The sequence below is a fragment of the Flavobacterium sp. GSP6 genome (assembly GCF_003984855.1).
Lineage (GTDB): Bacteria > Bacteroidota > Bacteroidia > Flavobacteriales > Flavobacteriaceae > Flavobacterium.
Genome location: NZ_RYDO01000002.1, coordinates 99,593 through 126,462, shown reverse-complemented (window position 1 = coordinate 126,462; position 26,870 = coordinate 99,593). Strand labels below are relative to the sequence as shown.

The 26,870-nt window shown below is 34.4% G+C and carries 30 protein-coding genes; 13 read left to right on the top strand and 17 right to left on the bottom strand.

Annotated elements, in window-relative coordinates:
- Positions 1–2: 2 nt before the first annotated feature.
- The 7 genes from EKM03_RS02470 to EKM03_RS02435 form a co-directional block, all read right to left on the bottom strand.
- Complete coding sequence (locus EKM03_RS02470; protein ID WP_233579257.1) at positions 3–845, bottom strand: hypothetical protein; 843 nt, start codon at positions 843–845, stop codon at positions 3–5.
- On the bottom strand, positions 814–1,341 hold the full coding sequence (locus EKM03_RS02465; protein ID WP_126563392.1) for a heavy-metal-associated domain-containing protein: 528 nt from the start codon (positions 1,339–1,341) through the stop codon (positions 814–816). The genes EKM03_RS02470 and EKM03_RS02465 overlap by 32 nt, the downstream gene beginning before the upstream one ends.
- A gap of 6 nt (positions 1,342–1,347) precedes the next feature.
- Complete coding sequence (locus EKM03_RS02460) at positions 1,348–1,818, bottom strand: TlpA disulfide reductase family protein (RefSeq protein ID WP_126458574.1); 471 nt, start codon at positions 1,816–1,818, stop codon at positions 1,348–1,350.
- 19 nt (positions 1,819–1,837) lie between these two features.
- Entirely contained in the window at positions 1,838–2,713 is an 876-nt protein-coding gene (locus EKM03_RS02455; RefSeq protein WP_126739827.1) for a DUF3347 domain-containing protein, read from the bottom strand.
- Between the two features lie 610 nt (positions 2,714–3,323).
- Complete coding sequence (locus tag EKM03_RS02445) at positions 3,324–3,668, bottom strand: phage holin family protein (protein WP_126458568.1); 345 nt, start codon at positions 3,666–3,668, stop codon at positions 3,324–3,326.
- Between the two features lie 54 nt (positions 3,669–3,722).
- On the bottom strand, positions 3,723–4,481 hold the full coding sequence (locus EKM03_RS02440; protein ID WP_126562594.1) for an alpha/beta fold hydrolase: 759 nt from the start codon (positions 4,479–4,481) through the stop codon (positions 3,723–3,725).
- Between the two features lie 106 nt (positions 4,482–4,587).
- Complete coding sequence (locus tag EKM03_RS02435) at positions 4,588–5,301, bottom strand: pyridoxine 5'-phosphate synthase (RefSeq protein ID WP_126458562.1); 714 nt, start codon at positions 5,299–5,301, stop codon at positions 4,588–4,590.
- 113 nt (positions 5,302–5,414) lie between these two features.
- Here EKM03_RS02435 and EKM03_RS02430 point away from each other — a divergent pair, with 113 nt between their 5' ends.
- From EKM03_RS02430 to murI, 8 genes are all read left to right on the top strand, one after another.
- A complete protein-coding gene (locus EKM03_RS02430) occupies positions 5,415–6,074 on the top strand; it encodes a CBS domain-containing protein (RefSeq protein ID WP_126454125.1) in 660 nt (219 codons plus the stop codon).
- A 78-nt stretch (positions 6,075–6,152) separates the two neighbouring features.
- On the top strand, positions 6,153–7,037 hold the full coding sequence (locus EKM03_RS02425; protein ID WP_126739826.1) for an NAD kinase: 885 nt from the start codon (positions 6,153–6,155) through the stop codon (positions 7,035–7,037).
- A 167-nt stretch (positions 7,038–7,204) separates the two neighbouring features.
- Positions 7,205–7,879, top strand: coding sequence for a DUF6089 family protein (locus EKM03_RS02420; protein ID WP_126554807.1), 675 nt, complete (start codon positions 7,205–7,207; stop codon positions 7,877–7,879).
- A gap of 4 nt (positions 7,880–7,883) precedes the next feature.
- Complete coding sequence (locus EKM03_RS02415; protein ID WP_126458549.1) at positions 7,884–8,624, top strand: isoprenyl transferase; 741 nt, start codon at positions 7,884–7,886, stop codon at positions 8,622–8,624.
- Positions 8,557–11,286 (top strand): outer membrane protein assembly factor, encoded by a 2,730-nt coding sequence (locus tag EKM03_RS02410; RefSeq protein ID WP_126739825.1) that lies wholly within the window; start codon positions 8,557–8,559, stop codon positions 11,284–11,286. Before EKM03_RS02415 ends, EKM03_RS02410 begins: the two co-directional genes overlap by 68 nt.
- Before the next feature lie 37 nt (positions 11,287–11,323).
- Complete coding sequence (locus EKM03_RS02405) at positions 11,324–12,346, top strand: OmpH family outer membrane protein (protein ID WP_126562598.1); 1,023 nt, start codon at positions 11,324–11,326, stop codon at positions 12,344–12,346.
- A gap of 21 nt (positions 12,347–12,367) precedes the next feature.
- Positions 12,368–12,868, top strand: a complete 501-nt coding sequence (locus EKM03_RS02400) for an OmpH family outer membrane protein (RefSeq protein WP_126458540.1) — start codon at positions 12,368–12,370, stop codon at positions 12,866–12,868.
- A gap of 111 nt (positions 12,869–12,979) precedes the next feature.
- Positions 12,980–13,759, top strand: a complete 780-nt coding sequence (murI, locus tag EKM03_RS02395; protein ID WP_126739824.1) for a glutamate racemase — start codon at positions 12,980–12,982, stop codon at positions 13,757–13,759.
- A 12-nt stretch (positions 13,760–13,771) separates the two neighbouring features.
- On the opposite strand, the gene EKM03_RS02390 is transcribed toward murI, so the two are convergent.
- Positions 13,772–14,287, bottom strand: a complete 516-nt coding sequence (locus EKM03_RS02390) for a gamma carbonic anhydrase family protein (protein WP_126458534.1) — start codon at positions 14,285–14,287, stop codon at positions 13,772–13,774.
- Positions 14,288–14,298: 11 nt separating this feature from the next.
- On the bottom strand, positions 14,299–15,297 hold the full coding sequence (locus tag EKM03_RS02385) for a type IX secretion system membrane protein PorP/SprF (RefSeq protein ID WP_126562599.1): 999 nt from the start codon (positions 15,295–15,297) through the stop codon (positions 14,299–14,301).
- Positions 15,298–15,465: 168 nt separating this feature from the next.
- Between EKM03_RS02385 and EKM03_RS02380 the strand changes: the two genes are divergently transcribed.
- The 4 genes from EKM03_RS02380 (at position 15,466) to EKM03_RS02365 (ending at position 18,716) form a co-directional block, all read left to right on the top strand.
- Complete coding sequence (locus EKM03_RS02380; RefSeq protein ID WP_126739823.1) at positions 15,466–16,365, top strand: NifU family protein; 900 nt, start codon at positions 15,466–15,468, stop codon at positions 16,363–16,365.
- Positions 16,366–16,570: 205 nt separating this feature from the next.
- Complete coding sequence (locus tag EKM03_RS15435; RefSeq protein ID WP_370272921.1) at positions 16,571–16,669, top strand: dodecin domain-containing protein; 99 nt, start codon at positions 16,571–16,573, stop codon at positions 16,667–16,669.
- A gap of 511 nt (positions 16,670–17,180) precedes the next feature.
- Positions 17,181–17,801: a hypothetical protein gene (locus tag EKM03_RS02370; RefSeq protein WP_197037217.1), complete on the top strand. Its 621-nt coding sequence runs from the start codon at positions 17,181–17,183 to the stop codon at positions 17,799–17,801.
- Positions 17,802–17,867: 66 nt separating this feature from the next.
- A complete protein-coding gene (locus tag EKM03_RS02365) occupies positions 17,868–18,716 on the top strand; it encodes a mechanosensitive ion channel family protein (protein ID WP_126568031.1) in 849 nt (282 codons plus the stop codon).
- A 57-nt stretch (positions 18,717–18,773) separates the two neighbouring features.
- Here EKM03_RS02365 and tsaB read toward each other — a convergent pair whose 3' ends face one another.
- The 4 genes from tsaB to EKM03_RS02345 all read right to left on the bottom strand — a co-directional run bounded on the left by tsaB (position 18,774) and on the right by EKM03_RS02345 (position 22,978).
- Positions 18,774–19,442, bottom strand: coding sequence for a tRNA (adenosine(37)-N6)-threonylcarbamoyltransferase complex dimerization subunit type 1 TsaB (gene tsaB, locus EKM03_RS02360; protein WP_126568029.1), 669 nt, complete (start codon positions 19,440–19,442; stop codon positions 18,774–18,776).
- Positions 19,443–19,539: 97 nt separating this feature from the next.
- Entirely contained in the window at positions 19,540–20,838 is a 1,299-nt protein-coding gene (locus tag EKM03_RS02355; RefSeq protein WP_126554790.1) for an efflux RND transporter periplasmic adaptor subunit, read from the bottom strand.
- Between the two features lie 6 nt (positions 20,839–20,844).
- The gene (locus EKM03_RS02350; protein ID WP_126554788.1) at positions 20,845–22,215 is read right to left on the bottom strand and encodes a TolC family protein; all 1,371 of its coding nucleotides are present in this window, start codon (positions 22,213–22,215) and stop codon (positions 20,845–20,847) included.
- A gap of 82 nt (positions 22,216–22,297) precedes the next feature.
- Entirely contained in the window at positions 22,298–22,978 is a 681-nt protein-coding gene (locus tag EKM03_RS02345) for an efflux RND transporter periplasmic adaptor subunit (protein ID WP_199741550.1), read from the bottom strand.
- A 240-nt stretch (positions 22,979–23,218) separates the two neighbouring features.
- Here EKM03_RS02345 and EKM03_RS02340 point away from each other — a divergent pair, with 240 nt between their 5' ends.
- Positions 23,219–24,628 (top strand): DUF4403 family protein, encoded by a 1,410-nt coding sequence (locus tag EKM03_RS02340; protein ID WP_126739821.1) that lies wholly within the window; start codon positions 23,219–23,221, stop codon positions 24,626–24,628.
- A gap of 33 nt (positions 24,629–24,661) precedes the next feature.
- Here the strand turns inward: EKM03_RS02340 and EKM03_RS15430 are convergent, their stop codons facing one another.
- The 4 genes from EKM03_RS15430 to EKM03_RS02320 form a co-directional block, all read right to left on the bottom strand.
- Positions 24,662–24,811, bottom strand: coding sequence for a hypothetical protein (locus EKM03_RS15430; protein WP_317125129.1), 150 nt, complete (start codon positions 24,809–24,811; stop codon positions 24,662–24,664).
- A gap of 109 nt (positions 24,812–24,920) precedes the next feature.
- The gene (locus tag EKM03_RS02330) at positions 24,921–25,505 is read right to left on the bottom strand and encodes a DUF420 domain-containing protein (RefSeq protein WP_126554782.1); all 585 of its coding nucleotides are present in this window, start codon (positions 25,503–25,505) and stop codon (positions 24,921–24,923) included.
- Positions 25,506–26,192, bottom strand: a complete 687-nt coding sequence (locus EKM03_RS02325) for an SCO family protein (RefSeq protein WP_126554780.1) — start codon at positions 26,190–26,192, stop codon at positions 25,506–25,508.
- 11 nt (positions 26,193–26,203) lie between these two features.
- Positions 26,204–26,845, bottom strand: a complete 642-nt coding sequence (locus EKM03_RS02320; RefSeq protein WP_126739820.1) for a hypothetical protein — start codon at positions 26,843–26,845, stop codon at positions 26,204–26,206.
- Positions 26,846–26,870: the final 25 nt, after the last annotated feature.

The window sequence follows — 26,870 nt, the reverse complement described above, 5'->3', positions numbered from 1 at the left end:
ATTTATTTTATGATATTAAAAAAATTATATTCTAAATTTAAATAAATTCCATTGGGTGCTGTACGCATCATAGAACTCATAATTTCCCTCCGGTAAGCCAAATCCAAACGGGCTTGACTATTGAAAATAAATTGTATTGCCGGAACCACATCAAGATACGATTTTCCATTTTCATTGATCGTTTGCCCAACAAATTCAACCATCAGGTTAATATTTGTTTGTTTAAAACTGGTGTATTTTTTGGGATACATCAGTTTGCCAAAAGACAAGGTATAATTCGTGGCGTTATTGCCTAATTCACTTGGAAAAGGATAATTTGGTTTATTATCAAATGCCTTTTCAAAACTTACCGACGAACTAATTGCTACTTTTTTTATCAGTTTCGTGGCTACTAATCCGGTCTCAAAACCCGTATTGTGCCCCATTATTTCAATTTGATCCTGATGAATATCTGCGTTATTAAAACTATACCTTCCAAAAGCAGCCAAACGAAAATGACTGTTTAAATCATCTGTCGAGAAAAACCGGTATTTAGCATAAAAACCGCCTCCTTCTGTAACCAATTGACTGTTTCTATTACTGACAAATGCGGTAGCCCTAACCATCAAATTTTTATTCAAACCATAGGTTACTTCCGGCATCAAATGATAGTTGTACTCTTCACTAAATTGCTCCTCAAAAAGGGATTGTGACAGTCTTACACTCAATGAATTTGCAGGGATATTACTGGCTGGGTCCGTAACAACAAATAATTCCTGGGCTTGCATTTGAGCCGATATCAGGAATAGGACAGCAAAGCGTAAATAACTCATATTAAATTGTTTTAAGGTGAAAATTATTTTCATTTTCGACCAGATAACTAGGGTATTTCGACAATGTTTTAAATGTTTTTTTATACTCTTTTTGAGTAACAAAACCTTTATCAACCACTTTTAACTTTGTTTCCCCGTTCATTGTCTTTGCTTTCACATCAACAAATATAAAGGTGTGTTCACCCTTTTTCAATGCTAGGTTGTCTTCTATTTTCAAATTATCGAAAGCCATTGTCAACACCATGGAGCCCACAAAAAAACCAGCTTTTTCGACACTCGTTTTTAAAGTTTTTGGACTTATTGAATTATTTTCCTTCAAATAAACGGTAAACGTATTCGTATTTAGATCTGTACTGACGCTGTCTACTTCAGTCATGGCCTTTAGCTGTTTGTTAATTGCATTCGAACACATGGAACACGTTAAACCCGTTGCAATTATGTCTGCTTTTGAAATTTGAGAATAGGACTTCATGCTTGCCATCAAAACCAAACAAGCAATACCAATGAATTTTATATTTATATTTTTCATCTTATTTTATTTTTTTATTTGCATTAAAATTTGTTCTTCTGTTGGATTTACAGCAACCAGTTTCCCTGTTGCATCAAAAAGATAGGCACTAGGCAACTGCTCTACGCCAAAGACTATAGCCGATGGCGCATCAAACCCTTTGGGATCAATCAACTGCTCATATTCTAATTTGTCTTTTTGAATGGCACTTATCCATTTCGCTTGATCCGTATCCAGGGATATCCCTATAATTTCGAAATTTTCTGTTTTATACTGATTGTAAAAAGGCACCAGCTTTTTATTGGCCATTCTACACGGTGCGCACCAAGAAGCCCAAAAGTCAATTAAGACGGTTTTCCCTTTTACAGAAGCCAAACTTACAGTGGCCTCTTTATTATTTTTAAGTTCAAAATCAGGTAAATTATCTCCAATTTTCATCTGGGCATTAGCCGTTGAAAAACTGATTATTACACTTACTACCAGAATTATTTTTTTCATTTTATTTTCCTTTAAATAATTATTGAAGCGTCTCTACCGTTTTTCCACAAGTCATCATTTGCGAACCGTAATACGGATTCTTAACGGCATTTTCTTTGCTCAACCAGTTGGCTCCTTTACCGCCATTTGCCATAGGACAAAACTGAAGATAAACCGGAGTCTCGTATTTAGCCACTTTTATCAATTCATACATCGATTTTGATAAATCCATGAAATGATCTCTCTGATGAGAAATATCTTTTGTATCACCAATATGCTCTGAATGTTCTTTTAAGTCATTCAAAACTTTCATCCAAACAATATGTTCTTCCGATTTTAGTGTTTCCATCTTCACGGAATTGATTGCCGTTAATAAATCCTTCGCTTTCAAGGAAGTACTGTTTCCGTCTGTTTTCACTAAAGCATCTTTTAAAAGAAAATAGCTATCAAAAACAGCTTTTAATGTAGTATCTACTTGTTGTTTTGGAACTGCATTATCTGAGTGATTGGCGTGGCCTGCATGATTTTCTGTAGTGACGATTTCCATTTTCGTTGCTGGAGAAACGGCTACTTTTGCTTCTCTTTCATATTGGCAACAGCCATGTAGTTTGTCATAAACAGCATCTGGAGCAAGAAACTTATCACTGTCATACCCTGCTAAAGCAATGCGTTTCAGGATTTCGTCTTGACTTGTTTTAGTCGAGTCATACGTGAGTGTTGCCATTTTGGTGTCTTTATTCCACTCGACTTTCGCTGCTTTTTTCAGGTTACCTGTAGTTTCTATGGTGCTTTTACACATCTCACAGTTGCCATATATTTTTACCGTTTCTGTTGTAGCATTTTTAATTTGCGCATGGCTGATTGTGATTGAAAGCAACAGAGTAGTTGCCATCAATATTTTTTTTATTGAATTCATTTTGATATTATTTTGAAGTGAATTAGTCACAAAACATTGAAAACAACAGCTTATTTTGCTCTGTTTTTTGAATTGTAATTGACTACGTTTATTGGTTTTTAAAGCATATACTGCTTTGAACAAGACAGTTTTTTGGCTGTCAAAAAAGAAATTTAGCTTATTTTAGGTGGAAGCCAAATAGAACGGAAATGGGATGAGATAAAGATTTCCGAGTAATAATAATTTTGTTTTTCAGTAGAAAAACTAAAAATTTGCTTGTTTAATTCCGTGTTAAATATGGATGTTAAACCCAAATGAATTGCTGTACTGCCACAAGAAATACTCTTGCAAGCACCGTTACAACCATCATGCAACCCTTTATTTGATTTTTTTTCTTTATTACAACAGTCTTTTTGCTCCGTTTTTGAAGAGAATTCTTTTTTGCAACACGATTTCTCTGCTTTTATTCCACACGCAATAGCTACGCTTGGAGTCATAAAGAACCCAAGCGTAACTAGTAACAATATGTAAAAATTTTTAGACATAGTATCGTTTAAATAAAGTACAAAGATATTGATTGATTCTTAATTTCAAATGCATTACGTCATAAATACGTGTTAAAAATAGCCTATTATTTTCCCTCGCCTAGAATTCCATTCATTATAGACTGCGATACGGATAATATAATACTAAAAAACAAGGCAGTCCAAAACGTATCTACGCGAAAACCGTCCACAATTTTTGTACACAACAAAATCATCAGTGCATTAATAACCAATAAAAACAAACCTAAAGTTAGTATCGTTACCGGCAAAGTTAGTATCACTAATATTGGCTTGATAAATATATTAAGTAATCCAAGAACAATTGCCACAATCAAAGCCGTGGCGAATCCATCTACACGCACACCCGGCATAAAGTTCGCAATAAGCAATACTAAACCAGAGGTAATAAGAATTTTGATGAGTAAATTCATAAGTTTATCTTTTTAAATTTTAATAAATGTAGTGAAAATTAGAAACCATCTCCTTTATTTTAAAAAAGAAGTGACTTTTTGATAGAACTCAGCTGGATTTTCGGCATGAAGCCAATGCCCTACATTAGGAATCGTTTCAATATTTGAATCCGGGAAATGCTGTTTTATAATTTCAAAATCGCTGTCTAAAATATAATTTGATTTTCCGCCTCGAATGAACAAGGCTGGTTTCTCGAAAACGGAATTCTTAGGCAACGGAATTCCTATTTCATCCATTTTTGTATTGAAAACTGCCAAATTAAATCGAAAGGCAAGTTGCCCGGGCTCTTGCCAAAACAAATTCTTCATCAAGAATTGTCTGGTTCCAAAATCAGGAACAAACTTCTCCATGATTTCTTCGACATCACTTCGACTTGGTTTTTTTGAAAAATCAACCGCATTCAATCCCGCCAAAATATCCTGATGATGCTGCGGATAAAATTTTGGTCCTATGTCCGCAACAATTAACTTATTAACTAATTCAGGATGCAATGTTGCCAGAAGCATGGCTATTTTCCCGCCCATCGAGTGTCCTAAAATATTGATATTTTCTAATTTATGAGCTTGACAGTACTCGTAAACATCCTGCGCCATAATTTCGTAGGTAAAATTCTCTGAGTGCAGGCTTCGTCCGTGGTTGCGTAAATCGAGAATATGAACCTGAAAATCAGTTGCGAATTGCGTTCCGAGTGTTTTCCAGTTATCAGACATCCCCAGAAATCCGTGAAGAATTAAAAGTGGCTGTCCTGATCCTTCTATTTTTGAAAAAAGCATATAATTTTAGATTTTAACGTTATGATTTAAATTAAAAACCATTAAGAAAGTAAAGTTATTAAGCTTAAAACTTAATCCATCATAATTTCTTAATGGTTAAAAAAAACTATTTTAATTTTTGCAAATACATATTCACCACATTGTCTAATCCCAGATAAATAGCTTCGGAAATCAGCGCATGACCAATAGAAACTTCGAGTAATCCCGGGATATTTTGTTTAAAAAATTGAATATTATCCAAACTCAAATCATGACCTGCATTGATCCCTAATCCAAGCGCATTGGCTAGGATGGCAGCGTGTGTGTATGGCACAATTCCGTTTTGATTTCCTAAACTGTATTGGTGTGCGAATGCTTCGGTATACAATTCAATTCTTTCGGTTCCAATTTTTTTTGCTCCTTCAATCATTTCGAGAACAGGATCTACAAAAATGGACGTTCTAATTCCGTTCCGTTGAAACTCCTGAACAATTTCAGTCAAATAAGAAGCGTGCTTTATGGTATCCCAACCAGCATTAGATGTTATGGCATCTACAGCATCCGGAACTAGAGTTACCTGAGTCGGTTTTATTTCCAGAACAAGGTCGATAAAGGTTTTTTCTGGATTTCCTTCTATATTATATTCCGTATAAACAGTCGTTTTTAAATCCCGTGCATCCTGATAGCGAATGTGGCGCTCATCCGGACGGGGATGTATGGTAATTCCTTGCGCTCCGAACTTTTGAATGTCGGCAGCTACTTTTAATAAATCAGGAACATTTCCTCCACGAGCATTACGTAAAGTAGCTATTTTATTGATATTTACACTTAATTTTGTCATTGGAACCCTTTTTGATTAAACCAGTACTATTTCTTGAAGCAAAAATACAAAGTAAAACTTAGGAGTTTTTGCTTATTTTTGATTATTTTGCATGAAATATTTTTGCCTTATTTATGATCGGAATTACAGACTATATAACCAATGATTTTAAAGCGATTAACAACCAAGATACTATTGCGGTTGTTCAAGAATTCTTCAATGACGTCCACTTTTCACATTTCCCAATAATCGAAGAAGGGGTGTATCTGGGCAGTATTGCCCGCGAAGATCTAGAAACTTTTGACAGCACTAAAAAAGTATCTGATTTTCGCTATTCACTGGAAGGGTTTTTCACAAGAACTAATACAATATGGCTTGATGTGCTGGAAGTTTTTGCAAAAAATCAGACTAATTTAGTTCCGGTTTTAGACGAAAACAACACCTACGTGGGTTATTATCAAATAGAAGACATCATGAAGTTTTTTCATGAAACTCCTTTTTTAAAGGAACCCGGCGGCGTTATCGTTGTCAAGAAAGCCGCTTTAGATTATTCTATGAGTCAAATTACCCAAATAGTCGAAAGCAACAATGGTAAACTTTTAGGTGTATTCGTCTCCGAATTAGATGTTGAGAGTGTTGAAGTTACCTTAAAAATAACGTTAGGTGCTATCAATGAAATAATACAGACTTTCAGAAGATATGATTATGAAATTATATCCGAGCATCAAGAAGACAATTACATCAATAATTTGAAGGAACGCTCTGATTATTTAGACAAGTACCTTAATATATAGTGCTCGTTTAACCGATTATTTGTTTAATCGATTAAATACTAAAACAAACATATCAACATTAAACGATTACACAAAAAGATGAAAGTAGCGATCTACGGCCAATATTATCAAAACAGTACCGAACCTATTATAAACGACATCTTTGTTTTTTTTAACAAAAATAATGTAGAGATGATTATTGAGTCTCATTTTTTGCTGATGCTCAACGAAAGGAAAATTGTAGAAAAAAAATACAAAACCTTCACATCCCACACTGAACTTGATTCTAGTTTTGATATGCTCATCAGCATTGGAGGAGACGGAACTATTTTAAGAGCGGCCACTTTAGTGCGGGATTCCGGAGTTCCTATTTTAGGAATAAATGCGGGAAGACTAGGTTTCCTTGCAACCGTCCAAAAAGAGAATATCGCAACATTCATGCAATTTGTCATTGACAAAAAATACACCATCTCAAAAAGAACATTACTGAGCGTAACCTGCACGCCACCAAATGAATCCATCCAAAAAATGGATTTTGCCATGAATGAAATTACGGTCAGTAGAAAAGACACTACATCGATGATTACGATAGACACGTACTTGAATAACGAATTTTTAAATTCATATTGGGCCGATGGGTTAATTATATCAACACCAACAGGATCTACGGGGTATTCTTTGAGTTGCGGCGGTCCAATCTTGACACCTGATGTAAAAAGCATCGTCATCACCCCAATTGCTCCCCACAACCTAACGGCCAGGCCTCTTGTTGTTCCGGATGAAACAGAAATTAGACTAAAAGTTTCCGGAAGAGAGGAAAATTATTTAGTGTCCTTAGACTCCAGAGTTACCTCGGTAAAGAACGAATCCATACTAACCTTAAAAAAAAACCCCTTTCAAATCAATATGGTAGAAATACCCGAAGAAACTTTTTTGAAAACCCTTCGAAGCAAATTACTTTGGGGACAAGATAAGCGGAACTAAATCATTTTAATAAATAATATACGATTCTATGTTTTTTTTTCGTTTGAATAAATAAAATACTCACTTTGCGCAATTTACTTGTCAATTAATCAAAAAAACACACATTTAACTGAATGGGTATTGAATCGTATTGATTATTATTATATTTGCACGCAATTTTTGATTGAATGAACAAGATTTTCTATTTATTGTTTTGCTTACTCCCATTTACGAACACCCAGGCTCAGATCCACGAAATTGGTGTTTTTGCAGGTGGAAGTAACTTTGTAGGCGATGTTGGTCCTACGACTTACCTTGCGCCAAACGAACCTGCTTTTGGGGTTTTATACAAATGGAATAAAAGTCCAAGACATGCTTACCGATTTTCATACATGCAGTCAAACATAAATTCAGATGATTCAGATTCAAAAGAAGCAGCAAGAAACCAAAGAGGATATCGTTTTGAAAACAATCTAAAAGAAGTCTCTTTAGGACTTGAATTCAACTTTTTTGATTTTAATCTTCACGACTCTCGAACTAAAATTACACCTTATGTGTTTTCAGGAATCAGTTATTTCCTGAGCAGGTACAAATTGACAGACACGCAAGCAGGTACAACAGCAGAAGGCAGATCAGAAAGAAGAAAATCAATAGCGATCCCGATGATTTTAGGAATCAAGTCAACGCTATCTCCCAGTTTAATATTGGGATTAGAAACCGGAGCACGGTATACGCTGACCGATGATATAGAAGGAAGTTATAATGGGAATTTTGGAAATATAAATAATAATGATTGGTATGTCTTCACAGGCGTTACGCTAACGTATACCTTTGGAAACAAACCCTGTTATTGTGCAGAATAAAAAAATGAATTTACTAGACACTATAGATGCAACGAACCTACCAAACCATTTGGCTATCATAATGGATGGTAATGGCCGTTGGGCAAAACAAAAAGGACTCTTACGAGCTTTAGGTCATGAAAGCGGAACAAAATCAGTAAAAAAAATAATTGAAGCCAGTGCTAAACTAGGGATTGATTTTCTAACACTCTATGCTTTTTCTACCGAAAACTGGAACAGGCCCAAACTGGAAGTAGAAACCTTAATGAAGGTACTCATCAACTCCTTAAAAAAGGAATTAAAAACCTTACAGGAAAACAATATAAAACTGAATGCTATTGGTAATTTAGAAAAATTACCAAAATCTGCACAAAAAGAGCTCCTCGACGTTATTAGTAAGACAAAAGACAACACGCAAATGACACTAACCCTAGCGTTAAGCTACGGTTCCAGGGAGGAAATTGTCACTGCTGTAAAAAACATTTGCAGTAAAGTTAAAAATAATATAATTTCAATAGACACTATTGACGATTCCATTATTAATGAGCATCTTTACACGCAAAATTTACCTGATGTAGATTTATTAATACGAACTAGTGGAGAGCATAGAATAAGTAACTTTTTGTTATGGCAAATTGCCTATGCAGAATTATATTTTACTGATGTATTATGGCCAGACTTTAAAGAACAAGATTTATATGAGGCTATCATTAGTTATCAAAAAAGAGAACGTAGATTTGGAAAAACAAGTGAACAAATTAAATAATTATTTAGTGTTAAATAAAAGCATCAGAATAGCCCTCACCGTTTTAATTTTAGGAAGTTTTACACAAGTTAAAGCACAAGAAAGAGTTCCTTTTGATCAAGGAAAAAAATACATCTTAGGAGATGTAACAGTTGTTGGCGATATCACTTTCAACACTCAAACTGTAGTTACTTTTGCTGGTCTGCAAAAAGGACAATCGATAACTATTCCTGGTGAACAAATAAGCAGCGCCATAAAAAAACTAGGAAAACTGGGCTTGTTCGATGAAATTTCATTTTATATCAATAGAATAGAAAATGACAGCATCTATCTTGATTTGAATATCGTGGAATTACCTAAATTGAGTGGTGTAAAATTTGTAGGTGTAAAAAAATCAAAAACGGAAGCTTTAATTAAAGACAACAGCCTTAACAAAGGGAAAGTAGTCAATGAAAATTTAATTACCACTACAAAAAACTACATCGAGAACAAGTATAAAAAAGATGGGTATTACAACACCAAAGTAAACATAAATACTGCCAAAGACACAGCTACGGTAAACCAAGTCAACATGGTTGTCAATGTAGACAAAGGAAATAAAGTAAAAATACAAAAAATTGATTTTGTAGGAAACACAAAAATATCCGATAAAGTATTGCGTAAAGCAATGAAGGATACCAAACAAAAAAACTTCCTGCGTGTTTTAAAAGGCTCTAAATTTATAAAAGAAAAATACAAATCGGATTTAGAAAACGTAATCGCTTCTTACAAAGAGAAAGGCTATAGAGATGCCAGAATACTTTCGGATTCTGTTACCTATGACAAAGACAAAAAAGCCTTAATGATTAAAATAAATGTCGAGGAAGGAAATAAATACTTTTTTGGAAACATTAAATTTTTAGGAAATACCGTTTATCCGGATCAATATCTAAACAGAATTTTAGGTGTCAAAAAAGGGGAAACCTACAACGGAGTACTTCTGGAGAAAAGAATTGCAGACAAATCAAAACCTGACGGAGAGGACATCACGAATTTATACCAAAACAGCGGTTATTTATTTTCTAATATCAATGCTGTAGAGGTAAGAACCGCAAATGATACCATTGACTTTGAAATCAGAGTTACTGAAGGACCAATTGCATACTTCAATAAAATTACAGTAGTAGGAAATGACAAGACCAATGACCGTGTAATTTACCGGGAATTAAGAACCAAACCAGGAGAGAAATATAGCAAAGAAGAGTTAGTACGAACCATTAGAGAGATTGGCCAATTAGGATTTTTTGATCCGGAAGCCATCGATCCAAAATTCAAGAATGTAGATTCAGGAGCAGGAACTGTAGACATTGAATACAATCTGGTGGAGAAAGGATCCAGCCAAATCGAACTTCAAGGTGGTTACGGTGGTGGTGGTTTCATTGGAACATTAGGACTTTCTTTTAATAACTTTTCAGCCAGAAACTTACTCAATAAAGAAGCCTACAAACCGCTTCCTATGGGAGATGGTCAAAAAGTATCGTTACGTTTACAGGCCAGCACCTTTTTTCAAACGTATAGCGTCTCGTTTTCCGAGCCTTGGTTTGGAGGTAAAAAACCCGTATCTTTTAGTACCTCATTGTCATACAGCAAACAATTTTTGAATAATTTTATAACACAAAGAGCCGATAAAAGTAAGAGTTTTAATATCATTACATTGTCCGTTGGCTTGTCAAAAAGATTAACGGTGCCGGATGACAACACGTATTTATCTCAATCCGTAAGTTACCAACATTATGATTTAAATAATTACAACACTGGATTATTTACTTTTGGAAACGGGTCTTCCAGAAATTTAGCGTATACTATAGGACTAACGCATACTAATAAAGGATTCAATCCTATATTTCCAACGTACGGTTCTGAATTTAGTTTAACCGCTAAATTTACACCACCCTATTCATTGTTGAATGGAATAGATTATGCCACACTAGGCGATAAAGAAGAATACAAATTAAAAAACACTGTAGACCGACAAAATGTGCCTGATGGAAATGGGAATATTGTTCAAATTGGAGATTATATTGACACCAACGGAAACAAAGTGACCGATTTTAACCTGGCGGCAACAAACATTAGTAAAGTAGATCAAGAGCGATTTAAATGGTTGGAATATTATAAAATAAAGTTTAAAGCGGACTGGTATACTAAGATTTACGGAAAATTAGTCCTTAGAACGTTGACTGAATTTGGATTTCTTGGAGCATACAATCAAGACAGAGGTTCAGTTCCGTTTGAACGATTTTATCTTGGGGGTGACGGACTGGCTAACTTTTCTATGGATGGTAGAGAAACCATTCAGTTAAGAGGGTATCCTAATAATTCATTGACACCCGTAAATAGCACAGGAGATCAAATTGGAGCTACGGTTTTTAACAAATTTTCAATGGAGTTACGCTATCCAATAACATTAAAATCATCCGCATCAATTTATGCTTTGGCATTCATGGAAGCAGGTTCGTCATTTAGTGATTTCAAGAGCTATAACCCTTTTGCCTTAAATCGTTCCGCAGGAGTTGGATTGCGTGTATTCATGCCCGCATTTGGTTTATTGGGAATTGATTTTGGCCATGGTTTTGACGCTCTGCCCGGACAAGCAGAACCAAACGGATGGGAAACTCACTTTATTATTGGACAACAATTCTAAAAAATTGATTTAAAATTTTTCTAGTAGGTTACTATTTATGAGAAAACAATTTTTATATCTTTTTTTAATTTTAGCAGTTGCGCAGACTATGAAAGCGCAAACTAGAGGAACCAAACTGGGCTATATTGATATGGAATACATTTTACAGAATGTTCCAAATTATACCGAAGCAAAAGTTCAATTAGAGCAAAAAGCCCAAAAATGGAAACTAGAAATTGAAACTAAAAAAATTGAAATCAATAAATTGAAAGATGCGTTAAAAGCCGAAAAAGCACTATTAACCAAAGAACTCATTAGCGAAAGAGAAACAGAAATTAGTTTCCTCGAAAATGAAAATTTAGACTATCAACAAAAAAGATTTGGACCCAATGGCGATTTGATCCTACAAAAATCTATTTTGGTAAAACCAATACAGGATCAAATTTTTACTGCCGTTCAGGATATTGCTGAAGCAAAAAAATATGATTTCATCTTTGATAAAGCCTCTGATCTTACCATGCTGTTTGCAGCAAAAAGATTTGATATCAGTGAGCAAGTTTTACGTGTATTGAACCGTACAGAAAAAAGAGAACAACTGACAAAAAAACAACTTCAGGAAGAAGAAGCCAGAGAAAGCAAGGAAGATGCGTTAGATGAAAATCCTACCTTAGCCGATAGACAAAAAATCCTGAACGATAAAAAAATAGCTCGAGACAAATTGCTTGAAGACCGAAAATTACTTCAAGAACAAAGAAAAAAAGAATTTAACGACAAGCGAAAACAAATAATAGCTGACAGAGAAGCTAAAAAAACTGGCACGGTTTCTGCAAATGTCAAAACAATTGACACCGTTACAGCACCATCAGTAAGTGACTTAAAAAAAGAAAAAGCTAAAGAAACTGTTGAATTAGCCAAACAAAAACAAGCTGATGCCAGAACTAAAACATTGGAAGATCGTAAAAAAGTCATTGAAGATCGCAGGAAAGCTTTAGAAGAAAGAAGAAAAAAAATACTGGAAGACAGAGAAGCTCTCAAAAAAGCAAAAGAGGAAAAAATAAAAGAAAATACAAACAATAATTAATTACTAAATACTTTAAAAACGATGAAACAAATCAAAACCCTATTAATTGCTGCCCTTGTTATTTTAGGAGCAAATCAAACAATTACTGCACAAACAAAAACAGCACATGTAGATGTAAGTGAAATTATGACAAAAATGCCTGCAATGTTAGATGCTCAAAAACAATTAGACAAATTGAGTACTACGTATGATGCTGATTACAAAAAAATGGTTGAAGAATACCAAGCTAAATTAAAAAAGTACGAAGCAGAAGCAGCAACAGTTACTGAAGTTATAAACACAGAACGTTCTAAAGAAGTTCAGGACATGCAAAAAAGAATTGTTGACTACAGAGACAATGCTCAAAAAGAATTGCAACAAAAAGAATCTGATATCGTAAAACCATTAATGGAAAAAGTAAGAGCTTCGATCCAAAAAGTGGGTAAAGCAAAAGGATATCAATATGTTTTAGACGGTTCAACTCTTTTACTTGCTGATGGTCCAAACTTGACTATGGATGTAAAAAAAGATTTAGGTTTTTAAAAAAAAGAACAAAATTCAAAAAAACTGCTCACCTTATATTAGGACAGAGCAGTTTTTTTTGTTTAACAAATATTCTAGGAAATTAAAATTTCAGCGCGTAACTTTGTTTCTATGAACAACAACGATCAACCTATAGGGATTTTTGACTCAGGAATAGGTGGCACCTCCATCTGGAAAGCAATTCACAAACTACTTCCAAACGAAAAAACCATATACCTTGCCGATAGCAGGAATGCACCTTACGGACAAAAAACAAAAGAGGAAATTGTTGCATTAAGCATGAAAAACACCGAATTCCTGCTTGATATGAAATGTAAATTAATTGTAGTTGCCTGCAATACGGCAACAACTAATGCCATTCAAGAATTAAGATCTAAATATAATGTTCCTTTCATAGGAATAGAACCTGCGATAAAACCAGCAGTCACTCATTCAAAAACACAAATAATAGGAATTCTGGCTACACAAGGCACACTAAACAGTGAACTTTTCAATAAAACCACTGAAAAGTACCAAGACACTAAAATAATTGAGCAGGTGGGACATGGATTAGTGCAATTAATTGAAAATGGAGAGATTAACTCACCCGAAATGACCACATTACTTCAAGCCTACCTGATTCCTATGATTAATGCCAATATTGATTATTTAGTATTAGGTTGCAGTCACTATCCGTATCTGATTCCTCAAATAAAAAAAATCCTTCCCAAACACATTCACATTATAGATTCCGGTGAAGCAGTTGCCAAACAAACTCAAAACATATTGCGGGAAAATATAGGTTTCGCATCATCACTAAACAAAGAACCTATTTTTTATACCAACACCAATCCAAAAGTATTGACTGAAATTTTAGAAAACAAGTATACGGTAGAACAGGAAAATTTCTAAAACGGCTGAATATTACTCCTCCTTGAACCAACTGGAATACATAACATAATTATTCGAAATGCGTTCAATTTCTCCTGCAAAATCGGACTGATCTATATCCTTAACTTTTCTAGCGGGAACTCCTGCCCAGATTGTCCCTGAGCCTACAACAGTGTTCTGAGTAACAACAGCACCGGCAGCTACAATAGAATTACTTTCGATAACACAATTGTCCATTACTATCGCCCCCATTCCAATCAATACATTGTCGTGAACCTCACAACCATGCACGATTGCATTATGTCCAATAGAAACATTATTTCCTATGAGTGTAGGATGTTTTTTGTACGTACAATGAATAATAGCACCATCTTGAATATTGACTTTGTTTCCAATTTTAATACAATTAACATCGCCTCTGATAACAGCATTAAACCATACACTACAGTTGGTTCCAAAAGTAACATCCCCAATAATAGTGGCATTTTCAGCAACATAACAATCCTTCGGAATAGAAGGTGATTTACCGTTGACAGATTTTATTAGCATGATAAGATAAATTAGTTAATTGCCGGACAATTGCAATCGTATTTTACAGGTTTACAAAACAAATCAATCCCAAGGGTAATTTGGTGGTAACCACCATTATCAAATTTAACCGCTCCAGACAATTGAGAATACGTATAAGCGACCATAAATTGATCAAAATTCACACCCACAATTGGTGTTATGTATTGCAGTTTTTGTTTGGAAATTGTATTGCCATCAAGATATTCTGCACCATCAAAACTTCTTCGATAGGACAATCCACCCCAAACTCTACCAAAATCTAAATTTTTATATGCTTTCAAATTAAGGTCAATTGATTTCTCTTTTGTTTGATCCACCAATTGGAATAAAACAGAAGGCTCCCATAAAATTTGATCTGAATTACCAAAAACATACCCTGCACTGAATAAAAACTTCCTTAAGTTATCACTTTCATATTCCGTGTAAATATTTCTTCTCGTTTCAATTGCGTTTTTTACTGTCGCATGCGCGTAAAAATCTAAAAAATTATAGGATATTCCAAAGTCCACGTTAAAATAAGAATCTTTTTGCACCACGGTTCCGTCAATTATTGGATCAAAATCCCCTGACTGCAAAAAAGCGGTTTCATCTAATTGACTTTGTATCAATCCACCACTAATCCCGAAAGACAATTGATTTAAATCAATTTCGTCTCTAGAAAACATAAGGTGATACGCATACGTCAATTTTATTCCTTTTTGAGAATGATACCCGTTTTTATCATTAAAAAGTATAAAACCAGCTCCTGCTTTTTCACCTACTTTACCATTAAAACTAAGTGTTTGTAATTCAGGTGCGTCCTTCTGATCGAACCATTGCTTACGACCGGTTAACCTAATTTTAGCACAATTTGCCGCTCCGGCCATAGAAGGATGTATCAAGTAATAATTGTCTGATAGATAATCTGAGTACACCGGTATTCCTTCCTGAGAAAAGGAATAATGTGACATCAAAAAAATAATGGCTAGAAATCTAATCTTATTATACATTCAAATACTTTTTAGTAAAACGGATGCGATCAAAAAACAATATAAATTATTAAAAAAAAGCAAAAGCCGAATCAAACACGTAAATTAAAGTTAATTTATTCATTAAAAAATCAAATATAGGTATTCGTAGAAAATAACTTTAGTAAATTTGTAAAAAATTCAAAACTGATGAACAAAGTTACCATAAAAGAGACCCAAAATCCAACGATATTAAAATTTGAATTTAACGATTTCATCACTCAAAATGAAAGTTTTGAATTCAAAAATATAGACGAGGCAAAAACATCCCCTTTAGCACAACAATTATTTTACCTGCCTTTCGTAAAAACAATTTATATCTCCGGGAATTTTATTGCCGTTGAAAAATATAATATTGTTGAATGGGATGATGTCAAAGATGCTGTAGCGCAACAAATAGAAAAATTTGTAAATGATGGCGGATCAATCATTACTATAGAAGAAAATAAGTCTAAAAAACAACCGGTGACCGTGTATGGCGAAACAACTCCTAATCCGTCAGCTTTGAAATTTGTAGTTAGCAAAATACTCACTAAAAACGCTATTGAATTCAAAAACATCGATCAAACTGGCGCTTCTCCATTGGCAAAAGAACTGTTCAAATTCCCTTACGTAAAAGAAATTTTTATTGATGAAAATTACATCTCCGTAACTAAATACGAAGTCAATGAATGGCAAGAAATTACCTTAGAACTAAGAAGTTTCATCAAGCAATACATAGAAAATGGCGGAACTGTTTTAGATGAAAATTATATTGCCACGGTAACTGCAGAAGAAAAAATAAAAGTAAAAGAATTTGATACCCTGGATGTCACTTCGCAACAAATCATTAATATATTAGAAGAATATGTAAAACCCGCAGTACAAGCTGATGGTGGAAATATAGCCTTCGATTCCTATAACGAAGCCGACAAAACTGTAAAAGTGATTTTACAAGGTGCTTGTAGCGGATGTCCTTCTTCTACATTTACTTTAAAAAGCGGGATAGAAAACATGTTAAAAAGCATGTTAAATGACGAAAACATCAAAGTAGAGGCAATAAATGCATAAAAAGGGAAAATAATTCAAAATATTGATTTAAATTATAGTTACGTTAAAAAAATGTATTTTAAATTGAAAATACATTTTAATCTTTAACTTAACACCTAGAAATCAGGTCAATATTAAAAGTAATTGAAATTCTTTGCAGTTCTGAAACAAGTTGGCAAGATGGAGCTCGAAAAGAATAGCCAAAGCCTGAAAATCTGTAAAACACATGCGGTCCGTCCATGTCCATGACCAAAGCGCAACCATCAGTAATGGTGTTATAACAGAATTTAGAATAAATCTAAAATTAACTTTCGAACACGAATAGAGTAGCTAAAAAAATCAAAGCGTTTCATCAGAAGCGCTTTTTTTTAGGAGCAATTTCCCGTCATCCGTTACAATCTTTTTCTTTTTAAAGAAAAAAGAAAAAGGATTTCCACTTCTACCGGGGCTAAAAAAATTTCCATGAATAAATTCCATTTAGAAACCAGTCGTTTTTTTTATAACACACCAAAAATCCAGTAGACCGGAAAACACTGATTTCAATATCATTGGCACCAACCCTAGAAAAAGACAAACCCAACATTATAAACACCGCTAATTTCCCAGCCATTAACAACCAACCTGTATGGCACTAAGGCAGCAATGACAGAAATACAAAACTATCAAATTCTCTTTTTTACAGGCAGGCTTCTCAAGCCAAGAAAAACTGTAATACTTGAGTCAAAACTATACCTGTTCAATGCCAAATACTGATTATCAACAAATTATTAATGATTTAATAAAGTAATCATAGAAAAAAATCACTACTATTGTAAGACCAATCAAATAGAAATACCATGGGACTAGCATCATTTTTTAAAAAATTATTTGGCTCAGCCAAAGAAACGACTAATGAATTAGCGAACAAAGCAGAAACTAGTTTTGATCACGCCAAAAAAACAGCGGCACCTTACTTAGAAAAAGCAGAGAATTTCGTAGCAGAAACATTTGAAAAAACAAAAGAAAGCGCAACACCCTATTTTGAAAAAGCAGAACTTTTTGCTGAAGATACTTTTGAAAAAGCAAAAGAAACGGCAGCGCCAATTATAGAAAAAGCAGAACACTTTGCCAGCAATACTAGAGAAGTATTAAGCGAGTATTCAGCCAAAACCGGAGAAGCTCTTGGGGATTTAGTAAATAGTATAAAAGAAAAAACTGATGCAACTGCTGACAAAGCATCAGATATGGCCATTGAGAAAAAAACAAGCGTATCTGAAGTTATTGATACCCTAAAAGAAAAAGCAAGCGAAACTGCTGACAAAGCAGAAGACTTAGCCAGTGATGCAAAAACAACCGCTTCTGAAGTTGTTGATACCCTAAAAGAAAAGGCAAGTTCCCTTGCACATGATGGCGATGAAGAACTAAAACAGAGCAAAAAAGAAACCATAAATAAAATAGAAGAAGAAGATGCCGATTAATTTATTCGTATTTTTGTCTTTCAAACTTAACCTTCTCCTTTTGAGAAGGTTTTTTATTATATAAAAATGAATTTAGATCCAGACCAACTTACTAATTACGCTGATACTTTTTTAAAAGTATTGATAGATTATTCTCCAAAATTAATTTCTGCCTTTATAATTCTATTTGCTGGACTTTATATCATCCGTCTCATCAATAGGTTTATCAGAAGAATAATGGTGAAAAGGAATCTAGACCCTACACTGACAAAATTTCTGGCAGATATTTTAGTTTGGGTCTTACGAATAATTTTATTTGTATCCTTTATTTCGAAACTAGGGATTGAAACATCTTCCTTTGTGGCCATTCTCGGTGCAATGGGACTTGCTGTAGGCTTATCTCTCCAAGGATCACTCTCCAATTTTGCAGGCGGCATGTTGATTATTCTCTTTAAACCCTTTAAGGTTGGCCATACAATTGAAGCCCAAGGGGTCATTGGAACTGTTAACGAGATACAAATATTTGTAACCAAATTAATCACCGCTAACAATCAAACTATTTTTATACCCAATGGATCTTTATCAAATGGAAATATCATAAATTATTCTTTACAAAGGATCAGAAGAGCTGATTTGACAATTGCTATTTCTTATGATACGGATATTAAAAAAGCGCGCGAAATGATAACGGCAGTTCTAAAGAACAATCCAAAAGTGCTTGAAACACCTGCTGCTGAAGTATCCGTAAAAAACCTCACCGACAGCGCCATCCAAATAGCGGTAAGACCTTGGGCTACAAATGAAGATTTTTGGGATGTTTATGCCGATACATTAGAAAACTGCAAACAAGCATTTGATACCGCGGGAATTATTATTCAGCCTTATGTTAAAGAGTCTTCAAAAAAGAATAACACGGAGAGTAATGAAATAGAATAAGAAAGGCAGAAGTTACGACACTATTATTTTAAAACCCAGATTCCACAAAAGCAATAACTATTTTTTTGAAGTCGTAATCAAAAAATCTTTCAAATAATAAGGCTCAAAGTACGCAACATCAACGGTGTCACTTACTTTGAATTTCTCATAACTCAAAGCGCTCATTTCTTTGGCAGAAGGATATTTAATCTCCTCTAAAAATATATGGTTTTTTTTAGTTAAAACTAACTTGCATTTCTCGGCACAATCTCCAACAAAATAGATAGATTCCTGCAAATCTTCAAATGAATTCTCCGTAATTATTTCGGCAAGAACTTCTCGTTTTTTTACTAAATTCGGGTTAAAAACAGCACTATATACTTCCATTCTTCGCGCATCAATCATGGGAATAATCAATCCGCTGGAAACTGTAACCTGCGATGCCAACGCTTGCAAAGTATCAATAGCAATCAATGGGATGTTCAGTGCATAGCAAAGCCCTTTTGCTGCCGAAACCCCAATTCGCAATCCAGTATAAGAACCCGGTCCCTGACTTACGGCAACAGCAGATAAATCCTGAAACGTAATTCCGGCTTCTTTGATAATTTCCTCAATAAAAACATGCAATCGTTCCGCGTGGGAATATCCTTCTTCTGCTATTTCTTTGCAAAGAATCGTTTTTCCTTCTTTTGCAAGAGCTACCGAGCAATTTTTAGTGGCGGTTTCAATATTTAATAAGTAAGACAAGCCGTTTAAAGTTTAAAGTTTAAAGTTCCTCTCGAAACCTTTAATTTGTTTTATTTTTGAATTACAAAATTCGCATTATTTATCCTGTTTTTCGCTTTTATTTTTTCATAATTTCCTTATCTTTTTTCAGCATCACTTTATCTCCTGAATTCAGTTCCTTAGCGACTGTAGAGTATGGCCCGGTAATGACCACATCGCCTTTTTTAAGACCTGTCAAAACTTCAATATTAGTATCATCCTGAATTCCGGTTTTAATAACTCTAATTTTTGCTTTATCCCCTACTTTTACGAACACACATTCGTATTTTTTATCACTTTTAGGCGATGCTTCTTTTTGTTCTTCAGCTGGATCTGCCACTTTAATCTCTTTGACTGAAGCCGTATCTGACTTTATAACAACAGCACTTATAGGCACTGTCAGTATATTTGTTTTTGTATCGGTAATAATATCAACCGTTGCGGTCATTCCAGGTCTAAAAGGGGAATATGTTTCTGGTCTTCCTTTAAGTAAATCTTGATAAGATTCCTTCAAAATTCTAACTTTTACTTTAAAATTAGTGACCTGATCAGCTGTCAAGGCGGAACTGGCTGAATTAGAAATACTAGTTACCGTCCCTTTAAATTGTTTTTTTAAATAGGCATCTACCTCCACATTTGCTTCATCTCCTACTTTAATTTTTACAATATCATTTTCATTGACATCCACTTCCACTTCCATATTATTTAAATTGGCCACTCTTAAAATCTCCGTTCCGGTCATTTGTTGCGTACCCAAAACGCGCTCGCCCAGCTCTACATTCAGTACTGAAATGGTTCCGTCAGCGGGTGCATAAATGGTGGTACGCCCTAGATTATCTTTAGCCTCATTTACGGTTGCCGCAGCACTTTGAACATTAAAGTAAGCCGTTTGTTTTGATGCTTTAGCAACTTCATAAGAAGCAACTGCTTTATCCCAATCTGATTTTGAGATAATGCCTTTTTCAAATAATATTTTGTTTCTCTCGTAATTTGATTTGGATTCTTTAAAAGAGGCCTCCGCCTGACTCAAAGCAGCTCGTGTGCCTGATAAATTAGAAACGGAACGATTGTATCCTGAAGTATACAAATCCGGATTTATCTTGACCAATAAATCGCCTTTTTTAACGGCTTGTCCTTCTTTTACATTCAAAGAAATAATTTCGCCTGAAACCTCCGATGAAATTTTAACTTCAATTTCTGGTTGAATTTTCCCGGTAGCCGATACGGTTTCAATAATAGTTGAGGGATTGACCTGGGCGATTTCAATTTCTGTTCCCTCATCTTTATTTCCTATAACACCTGCTTTTGAAAGCGTTACTAACAATACAATAGCTGCTACTGAAACACCTAATACAATATAAATTGTTTTTTTTGACATGATAAATTAGTATTTGATAATTGGAATTCCAAAATAGAATTCTAGTATTTTGATTTTAAAAATATAATCGTATTTGGTTCTAATAATTTCTGATTGTGCATTCGTCAGTAAGGTTTGTGATTGATTAAAATCAAATGAATTCATCAAACCTACATCATATTTTTCTTTGGCATAATCGTAAGCGCCTTGTCTCGCCTCAAGTGCCACAACTGAGGATTCATAGGTATTTAGTGCGCCTTTAGCATCTGTAAAGGCAGTAAAAACATTACGCTGCAAATCTAAATCCTGCTGTTCCACTGCAATTTTTGACCGTTCTAAACTTACTTTTGAACGTTCTACATTGTTCCTCACCGAAAACCCATTGAATATCGGAATCGACAATTGTGCTCCAAAAGACTGTCCTTTATTACTATTAAACTGTTCGAAAAACGGAGCTGAATTTTTAGTGCCAATTAGATTCCTCATACTATCAAAGAAAGGGACATCAGCATAAGAAACTCGGCTATTAAAGCTGTAAAAACCTTGTAAAGTAGGTTGAAAAGCTCCTTTGGCAATCTCCAGATCTTTCTGTGCAATCTCCAGATTTGTTCTGGCAATTTTCAGTTCAGTTCTGTTTTCTAATGCTTTGTCATAAATAGCAGCTGGAGTTTGTACCATTATATTATTTTTATCTCTAATGTCAGTATCATCTACTACATCAAAATCTTCAAACTCTTTTAATTGCAACAACTGCGCTAAACTTAATTTAGAAATTAATAAAGCATTATCTGCAGCAATAACATTTTGATTGTTCAATGCTACTGTAGCTTTGATATCTAATAAATCCCCACGAGGAATTGAACCTGCTTTAACTAATTCTTCAGAGCGTACATATTGTTTTTCATTAATTTCCAACTGTTCTTTTTGTACTTTTAGATTTTCTTTATTAAAAAGAATCTGTAAGAAAGCGTTGGCAACATTCAGGGCAATATCCTCCTGCATTTTGAGTAATTGGTATTTAGCCGCCACAATTGAAAGATTAGCTCTTCGAAGTGTATTTTGATTTTGCAGTCCTTTATAAATATCCACTCCAACATTGGCTCCAGCCGAAGTAAACTGCGTCGTTTGGTTCTGCAAAAGCCCTGTTGTAATATCCTGATTCAAACCAATGTTCCAGGAATGTGATGCATTTGCATTTAAAGACGGCAGAAAATTTCCGATGGCTCCTTTTTTATCAATAAGAGCTGTTTTACTATCTAATTCAGATTGCTTGATGGAAATATTGTTTTGAATGGCATATTTCACGCATTCCTCGAGGGTCCATTTTTTGGATTGCGCCTGAATAGACAAACTGAACAGCGTGATAAAAACGAAACTGATATAACTATTTTTTTTCATATATTTTAGATGAAAGTGTAACAAAGGTACTACACATATTTAACATTTTTTAAAAAACTGAATTTCTTTTTTAAGTACAGATTTAGGGTTTCACTTCTTCGCTTTTTAAGCCTTGATTCCAAACTTTAATCGTATCGGAAGCTTTAATTCCACTTTTGATTTCGACATAAATACCATCGCTGATACCCAAGATTAACTCCTTTCTTATAAATTCCTGCGTCCCCGTTTGAATCTCTACGTATGGTTTTTGTGTCTTCTTATCAAATTGAATCAGCGCCTCTTTCAGCGCCAATACCTTATCCACTTTTTCAAGTATAATTGACACATTTACTCTCAAACCAGCGCGAATAAAAGTGTTCTCACTATTGGCTAATGATGCTTTGATTTCAAATTGGATGGCACCATTTTCAGTTTTACCTTTTGGAGCAATGTATTGCAATACGGCGTCAAATTTTTTGTTCTCGATAGCGCCAATGGTAATTTCGATGGGTAATTTTTCTTTTATTTCGCCCACTTCTGACTCGTCAATTTTCCCCACAAATATCATTCGGCCTACATCTGCAACACTTGCAATTGTTGTCCCTTCATTGAAGTTATTACTTTCAACAACCTGATTCCCTACTTTTACAGGAACAGTATCTAAATTGTAATTCCCGGAATCTGCCTCATCCAGAATTCCAAGTATGTTTAATAGTGTTAATTTCCCTGAACCAGAGGAACCCATAATGGCCACTAGCTCGCCTTCCTTGATATTGAAATTAATCCCTTTTAAAACATGTAGATCAGAACTTCATATTTTATACGATTTGTACAGGTCTTTAATTTCAATCATAATCTGGCAATTTTAAAACACTATTTAATTAGTTTCAACAGTAAATTATACGGAAATAAAAAGAATGACTTCAAGGATTTTAACCATAAGACTTCGTTGCAGATAAAATGTTACACTTTAATCTTAAAAAAGAATAGTTTTATTAATTTTACCGCTTTAAACCCGAATTAAATGCCAAAAACGCTATCAACCCTGCTTACACTCTGTTCTATAATTTTATTTTTTAGCTGTTCGTCAACAAATCAAATTGAAGCTTTGAAACCTGAGCCTGACGACGCAACACCATTAGTCTATGAAAACACTCCGTCCTTTATCAACTTGCCCATCAGTATCAAACTGAAAGAAATTCAAAACCAAACCAACACTCTAATGAACGGCTTGATTTACGAAGACAACAACATTAACGATGATGGCATTGAAATGAAAGTTTGGAAATTGGCACCAATAAGTATCGTGAATGACCCGGAGAACTCAGGAGAAAAAATAAAAACTATTTTACCCTTAAAAGCGGTTGTGAAATACCGAATTGGCACTAAAAAAATGGGTATTGAATTGTATGATACGCGGGAATTCAACCTGAATGGCGTGATCACTTTAGTAAGCGAAATTAGCTTAACCAATTGGAAACTGAATACCACAACACAACTGCAATCATTGGACTGGAATGAAAGCCCAACGATGCGTGTTTTTGGAAAAAATGTTCCAGTTACCTATTTAATCAATCCTGCCATCCAATTATTTAAATCGAAAATCGAAAATAAAATTGATGCCGCTATTGCGAAATCAATGGATTTCAAGCCGAATGTGTTGGCCGCTTTAGAAAAAATTTGCACCCCTTTTCAAATGAGTACTACTTATAACAGTTGGCTTCGTATTGTTCCTATTGAAATTTATTCTACAAATGCCCAACTAAAAAAAGACACTTTTGTGTTGCAAATGGGGATGAAATGCAACATGGAAACCATAATAGGACAAGAACCTGATTCTAAATTTGATGCCTCAAAGATCATTTTAAAACCAGTTACTAAAATTCCAGAAGCCATCACTGCAAATATCATTGCTGTTTCGACCTATCAGGAGGCTTCAAAAATAATGATCAAGAATTTTGCAGGCCAGGAATTTAGCTCAGGATCAAAGAAAGTAAAAGTGCAAAATGTAGCAATTTGGCACAAAACCGGAAAAATGATTATTGCGCTAGAAATAACAGGATCTGTAAACGGAACACTCTATTTGTCCGGATTACCCAAATATAATGAACAAACAAAAGAGATCTATTTTGATCAATTGACCTATGCTTTGGATACCAAAAATAAATTGATGCGCACTGCTAGTTGGCTTGCACAAGGATTTGTATTGCGAAAAATGGAACAATCTTGCCGATATTCCTTGATACCAAATCTTGAAGATGGTCAAAAAAATATACTACCTTATCTAAAAAATTATTCTCCAATGCAAGGCGTGTTCATCAATGGAAAAATGGAAAACATTCAATTTCAAAGAATCCAATTGACAAATCAAGCCATCTTAGCCTTTATAAAAGTAAAAGGAACCATCAATGTCGCTATAAACGGCCTGAAATAATTTTTCCATTTTAAAAAAAATAAAAAGTGCTGTTTAACTGGATTTGTTTTTTTTCATTCGATAAATAGCGTAACCAATCCCTGCAACCAGAAGATAAGGAATTACCATTAAATATACAATTCCGTCATTAACCGCCGCTGCTGTAGTGGTATTTCCTTCACTCGTCAATGCTGCGCGACACATCGCACATTGGGCCTTTACAGAGGACGAAAAAAGAAAACAAATTAGTACAAATATAGATACGGACCACTTTCTGATGATGCTCTTGGTTTTTGAAATCTGGCTTTTACTTTTAATATACATAATAAGGGGAAATCATTAAATAAACAATTACTCCGGTAACGGCGACATACAACCAGATTGGGAAAGTAATTTTGGAGATCTTTTTATGACTTTCAAAATTTTGTGCTAATGCTCTAACGTACGTAATTAAAACCATTGGAATAATCGCAATCGATAAAATAATATGCGTGATTAAAATCAATAAATAAACGATTCGTAATGATCCTATAGTTACTCTTTCAGAATCCTCTAATATAAGATTATGGTTAGAATCTCCAAAAATAGCAGAAACGGACGTCATGTGATAGGCAACATACATTACCAAGAAGGCAATAGACAATGCAATAGCGCCTGTCATCAACCTTTCGTGTAATTTTCTTTTTCCGTTTTTAATTGCTACTACGGCTGCTACTAACAAAATCGCAGTAACCCCATTAGTGGCAGCATAAATGGGTGGCAAAAAAGAAAGAGGCGCTACATTATATCCCAAATCTTTTAATTTGACCCCAAAGAGTATAGCCACAACCACTGGTATTAATACCGATACCGCTATAATTAGCGTATTGTATTTTTTTTCTAAAGAACTGTTTTCCATTTACTCTTTTAATAAAATATTAATATCCTGTTGGATGTTCCTTACTCCTTTTTTATCTAAACCATCGTAATATAAAATTGGATTCCCAAAATCATCTTTTCTACAACGAATATTTCCATTCTTATCAATCAAGGCAAACAATCCTGAATGCTCGAATCCACCTGCTGCTTTATTATTTTCCCCAGCATAAAGATTAAATCCCTTATTGGCCAGATTAAAAATGTAGGCTTTATCCCCGGTCAAAAAATTCCAATTCGTAGATTTTACTCCTAAAAAGTCTGCATGCTCTTTTAATACTTCTGCAGTATCGTGCTCTGGATCTATAGTAATAGAAACGATCCCAAAATTAGGATTTCCGAAAAAACTTTTTTCAATAAGAAGCATACTTTCATTCATCTTTGGACAAATAGTAGGACAAGTTGAAAAGAAAAACTCTAAAACATAGACCTTTCCTTTGTAGGTTTCATTCGTTATTTTTTTATTGTCTTGATTTGTCAATTCGAATTGTGGGGCTGGACCAATTTTAGTTAGCTTCTCACCTTCTATAACTGCTGGCCTCACACTGTCCAGACGATCGCCCTGAACCACTTTGTCATTTTTAATTCTATCTACAATTTTTGGAATCGCATAGATGCCAAAAATCAAAATAATAAACGAAATACCGATATATGATTTATTCTTAAACATAAACTATAAATTTAAATTTTTCTACTGGCATTCTTATTTTTCTTCAGAGCAGCGCGATATTCATACAAAATGACTTTAAAATCATCCAGCATTTCATTGCTTAACTCAGCGGGGTGAAACGTATTATACCCCTCTTTGGTATCTTTTACTAATTTCCTCCCTCGAAGATTGCGTTCTTTATCGATGATATACACTTTGGGAGTCCCTAACTTTTGGTCAAGGTTCTCGATCAGTTTTAATTGCTTGTGATACGCTTGAATTTCTTCAGCTGAGGCAAACACAAAACACCATTGTGCCATATCTGTAAAAGCGGACAAGGCATCAACTACTTTCTTCGCATCTTTCTCAGTCCCTATAGGGCAAATTACTACGAACTGGACATCTTTAAACTTATGATACGTTTGATAAATTTTCTGATTTAGGTTAAAAAGGTTGCCTCGGTTTATCAAAAGATCTGTCCCTGAAAACCCCAGAACGGTAACCTTATCATTTAAACTGATTTTTCCTCCGTCTAAAGTAGACCAATCTCCAAAATCAGCTGTTTTAGGGGTTACAATAGGAAGTTTTGTAAAACTGTTTACACCAGAAGCAAAAAAGAGGTACGCAACGATGGGTAAAATAAAAAGAACAAAAAGAACACTATTTTTTTTCATTGTGACAATGCTATTTATTAAAGTA

Excerpts from the sequence above, each read along its gene's own strand:
- EKM03_RS02470 (WP_233579257.1), bottom strand. The coding sequence starts at position 845 with ATGAAAATAATTTTCACCTTAAAACAATTTAATATGAGTTATTTACGC.
- EKM03_RS02465 (WP_126563392.1), bottom strand. The coding sequence starts at position 1,341 with ATGAAAAATATAAATATAAAATTCATTGGTATTGCTTGTTTGGTTTTG.
- EKM03_RS02460 (WP_126458574.1), bottom strand. The coding sequence starts at position 1,818 with ATGAAAAAAATAATTCTGGTAGTAAGTGTAATAATCAGTTTTTCAACG.
- EKM03_RS02455 (WP_126739827.1), bottom strand. The coding sequence starts at position 2,713 with ATGAATTCAATAAAAAAAATATTGATGGCAACTACTCTGTTGCTTTCA.
- EKM03_RS02445 (WP_126458568.1), bottom strand. The coding sequence starts at position 3,668 with ATGAATTTACTCATCAAAATTCTTATTACCTCTGGTTTAGTATTGCTT.
- EKM03_RS02440 (WP_126562594.1), bottom strand. The coding sequence starts at position 4,481 with ATGCTTTTTTCAAAAATAGAAGGATCAGGACAGCCACTTTTAATTCTT.
- EKM03_RS02435 (WP_126458562.1), bottom strand. The coding sequence starts at position 5,301 with ATGACAAAATTAAGTGTAAATATCAATAAAATAGCTACTTTACGTAAT.
- EKM03_RS02430 (WP_126454125.1), top strand. The coding sequence starts at position 5,415 with ATGATCGGAATTACAGACTATATAACCAATGATTTTAAAGCGATTAAC.
- EKM03_RS02425 (WP_126739826.1), top strand. The coding sequence starts at position 6,153 with ATGAAAGTAGCGATCTACGGCCAATATTATCAAAACAGTACCGAACCT.
- EKM03_RS02420 (WP_126554807.1), top strand. The coding sequence starts at position 7,205 with ATGAACAAGATTTTCTATTTATTGTTTTGCTTACTCCCATTTACGAAC.
- EKM03_RS02415 (WP_126458549.1), top strand. The coding sequence starts at position 7,884 with ATGAATTTACTAGACACTATAGATGCAACGAACCTACCAAACCATTTG.
- EKM03_RS02410 (WP_126739825.1), top strand. The coding sequence starts at position 8,557 with ATGAGGCTATCATTAGTTATCAAAAAAGAGAACGTAGATTTGGAAAAA.
- EKM03_RS02405 (WP_126562598.1), top strand. The coding sequence starts at position 11,324 with ATGAGAAAACAATTTTTATATCTTTTTTTAATTTTAGCAGTTGCGCAG.
- EKM03_RS02400 (WP_126458540.1), top strand. The coding sequence starts at position 12,368 with ATGAAACAAATCAAAACCCTATTAATTGCTGCCCTTGTTATTTTAGGA.
- murI (WP_126739824.1), top strand. The coding sequence starts at position 12,980 with ATGAACAACAACGATCAACCTATAGGGATTTTTGACTCAGGAATAGGT.
- EKM03_RS02390 (WP_126458534.1), bottom strand. The coding sequence starts at position 14,287 with ATGCTAATAAAATCTGTCAACGGTAAATCACCTTCTATTCCGAAGGAT.
- EKM03_RS02385 (WP_126562599.1), bottom strand. The coding sequence starts at position 15,297 with ATGTATAATAAGATTAGATTTCTAGCCATTATTTTTTTGATGTCACAT.
- EKM03_RS02380 (WP_126739823.1), top strand. The coding sequence starts at position 15,466 with ATGAACAAAGTTACCATAAAAGAGACCCAAAATCCAACGATATTAAAA.
- EKM03_RS15435 (WP_370272921.1), top strand. The coding sequence starts at position 16,571 with ATGCGGTCCGTCCATGTCCATGACCAAAGCGCAACCATCAGTAATGGT.
- EKM03_RS02370 (WP_197037217.1), top strand. The coding sequence starts at position 17,181 with ATGGGACTAGCATCATTTTTTAAAAAATTATTTGGCTCAGCCAAAGAA.
- EKM03_RS02365 (WP_126568031.1), top strand. The coding sequence starts at position 17,868 with ATGAATTTAGATCCAGACCAACTTACTAATTACGCTGATACTTTTTTA.
- EKM03_RS02355 (WP_126554790.1), bottom strand. The coding sequence starts at position 20,838 with ATGTCAAAAAAAACAATTTATATTGTATTAGGTGTTTCAGTAGCAGCT.
- EKM03_RS02350 (WP_126554788.1), bottom strand. The coding sequence starts at position 22,215 with ATGAAAAAAAATAGTTATATCAGTTTCGTTTTTATCACGCTGTTCAGT.
- EKM03_RS02340 (WP_126739821.1), top strand. The coding sequence starts at position 23,219 with ATGCCAAAAACGCTATCAACCCTGCTTACACTCTGTTCTATAATTTTA.
- EKM03_RS15430 (WP_317125129.1), bottom strand. The coding sequence starts at position 24,811 with ATGTGTCGCGCAGCATTGACGAGTGAAGGAAATACCACTACAGCAGCG.
- EKM03_RS02330 (WP_126554782.1), bottom strand. The coding sequence starts at position 25,505 with ATGGAAAACAGTTCTTTAGAAAAAAAATACAATACGCTAATTATAGCG.
- EKM03_RS02325 (WP_126554780.1), bottom strand. The coding sequence starts at position 26,192 with ATGTTTAAGAATAAATCATATATCGGTATTTCGTTTATTATTTTGATT.
- EKM03_RS02320 (WP_126739820.1), bottom strand. The coding sequence starts at position 26,845 with ATGAAAAAAAATAGTGTTCTTTTTGTTCTTTTTATTTTACCCATCGTT.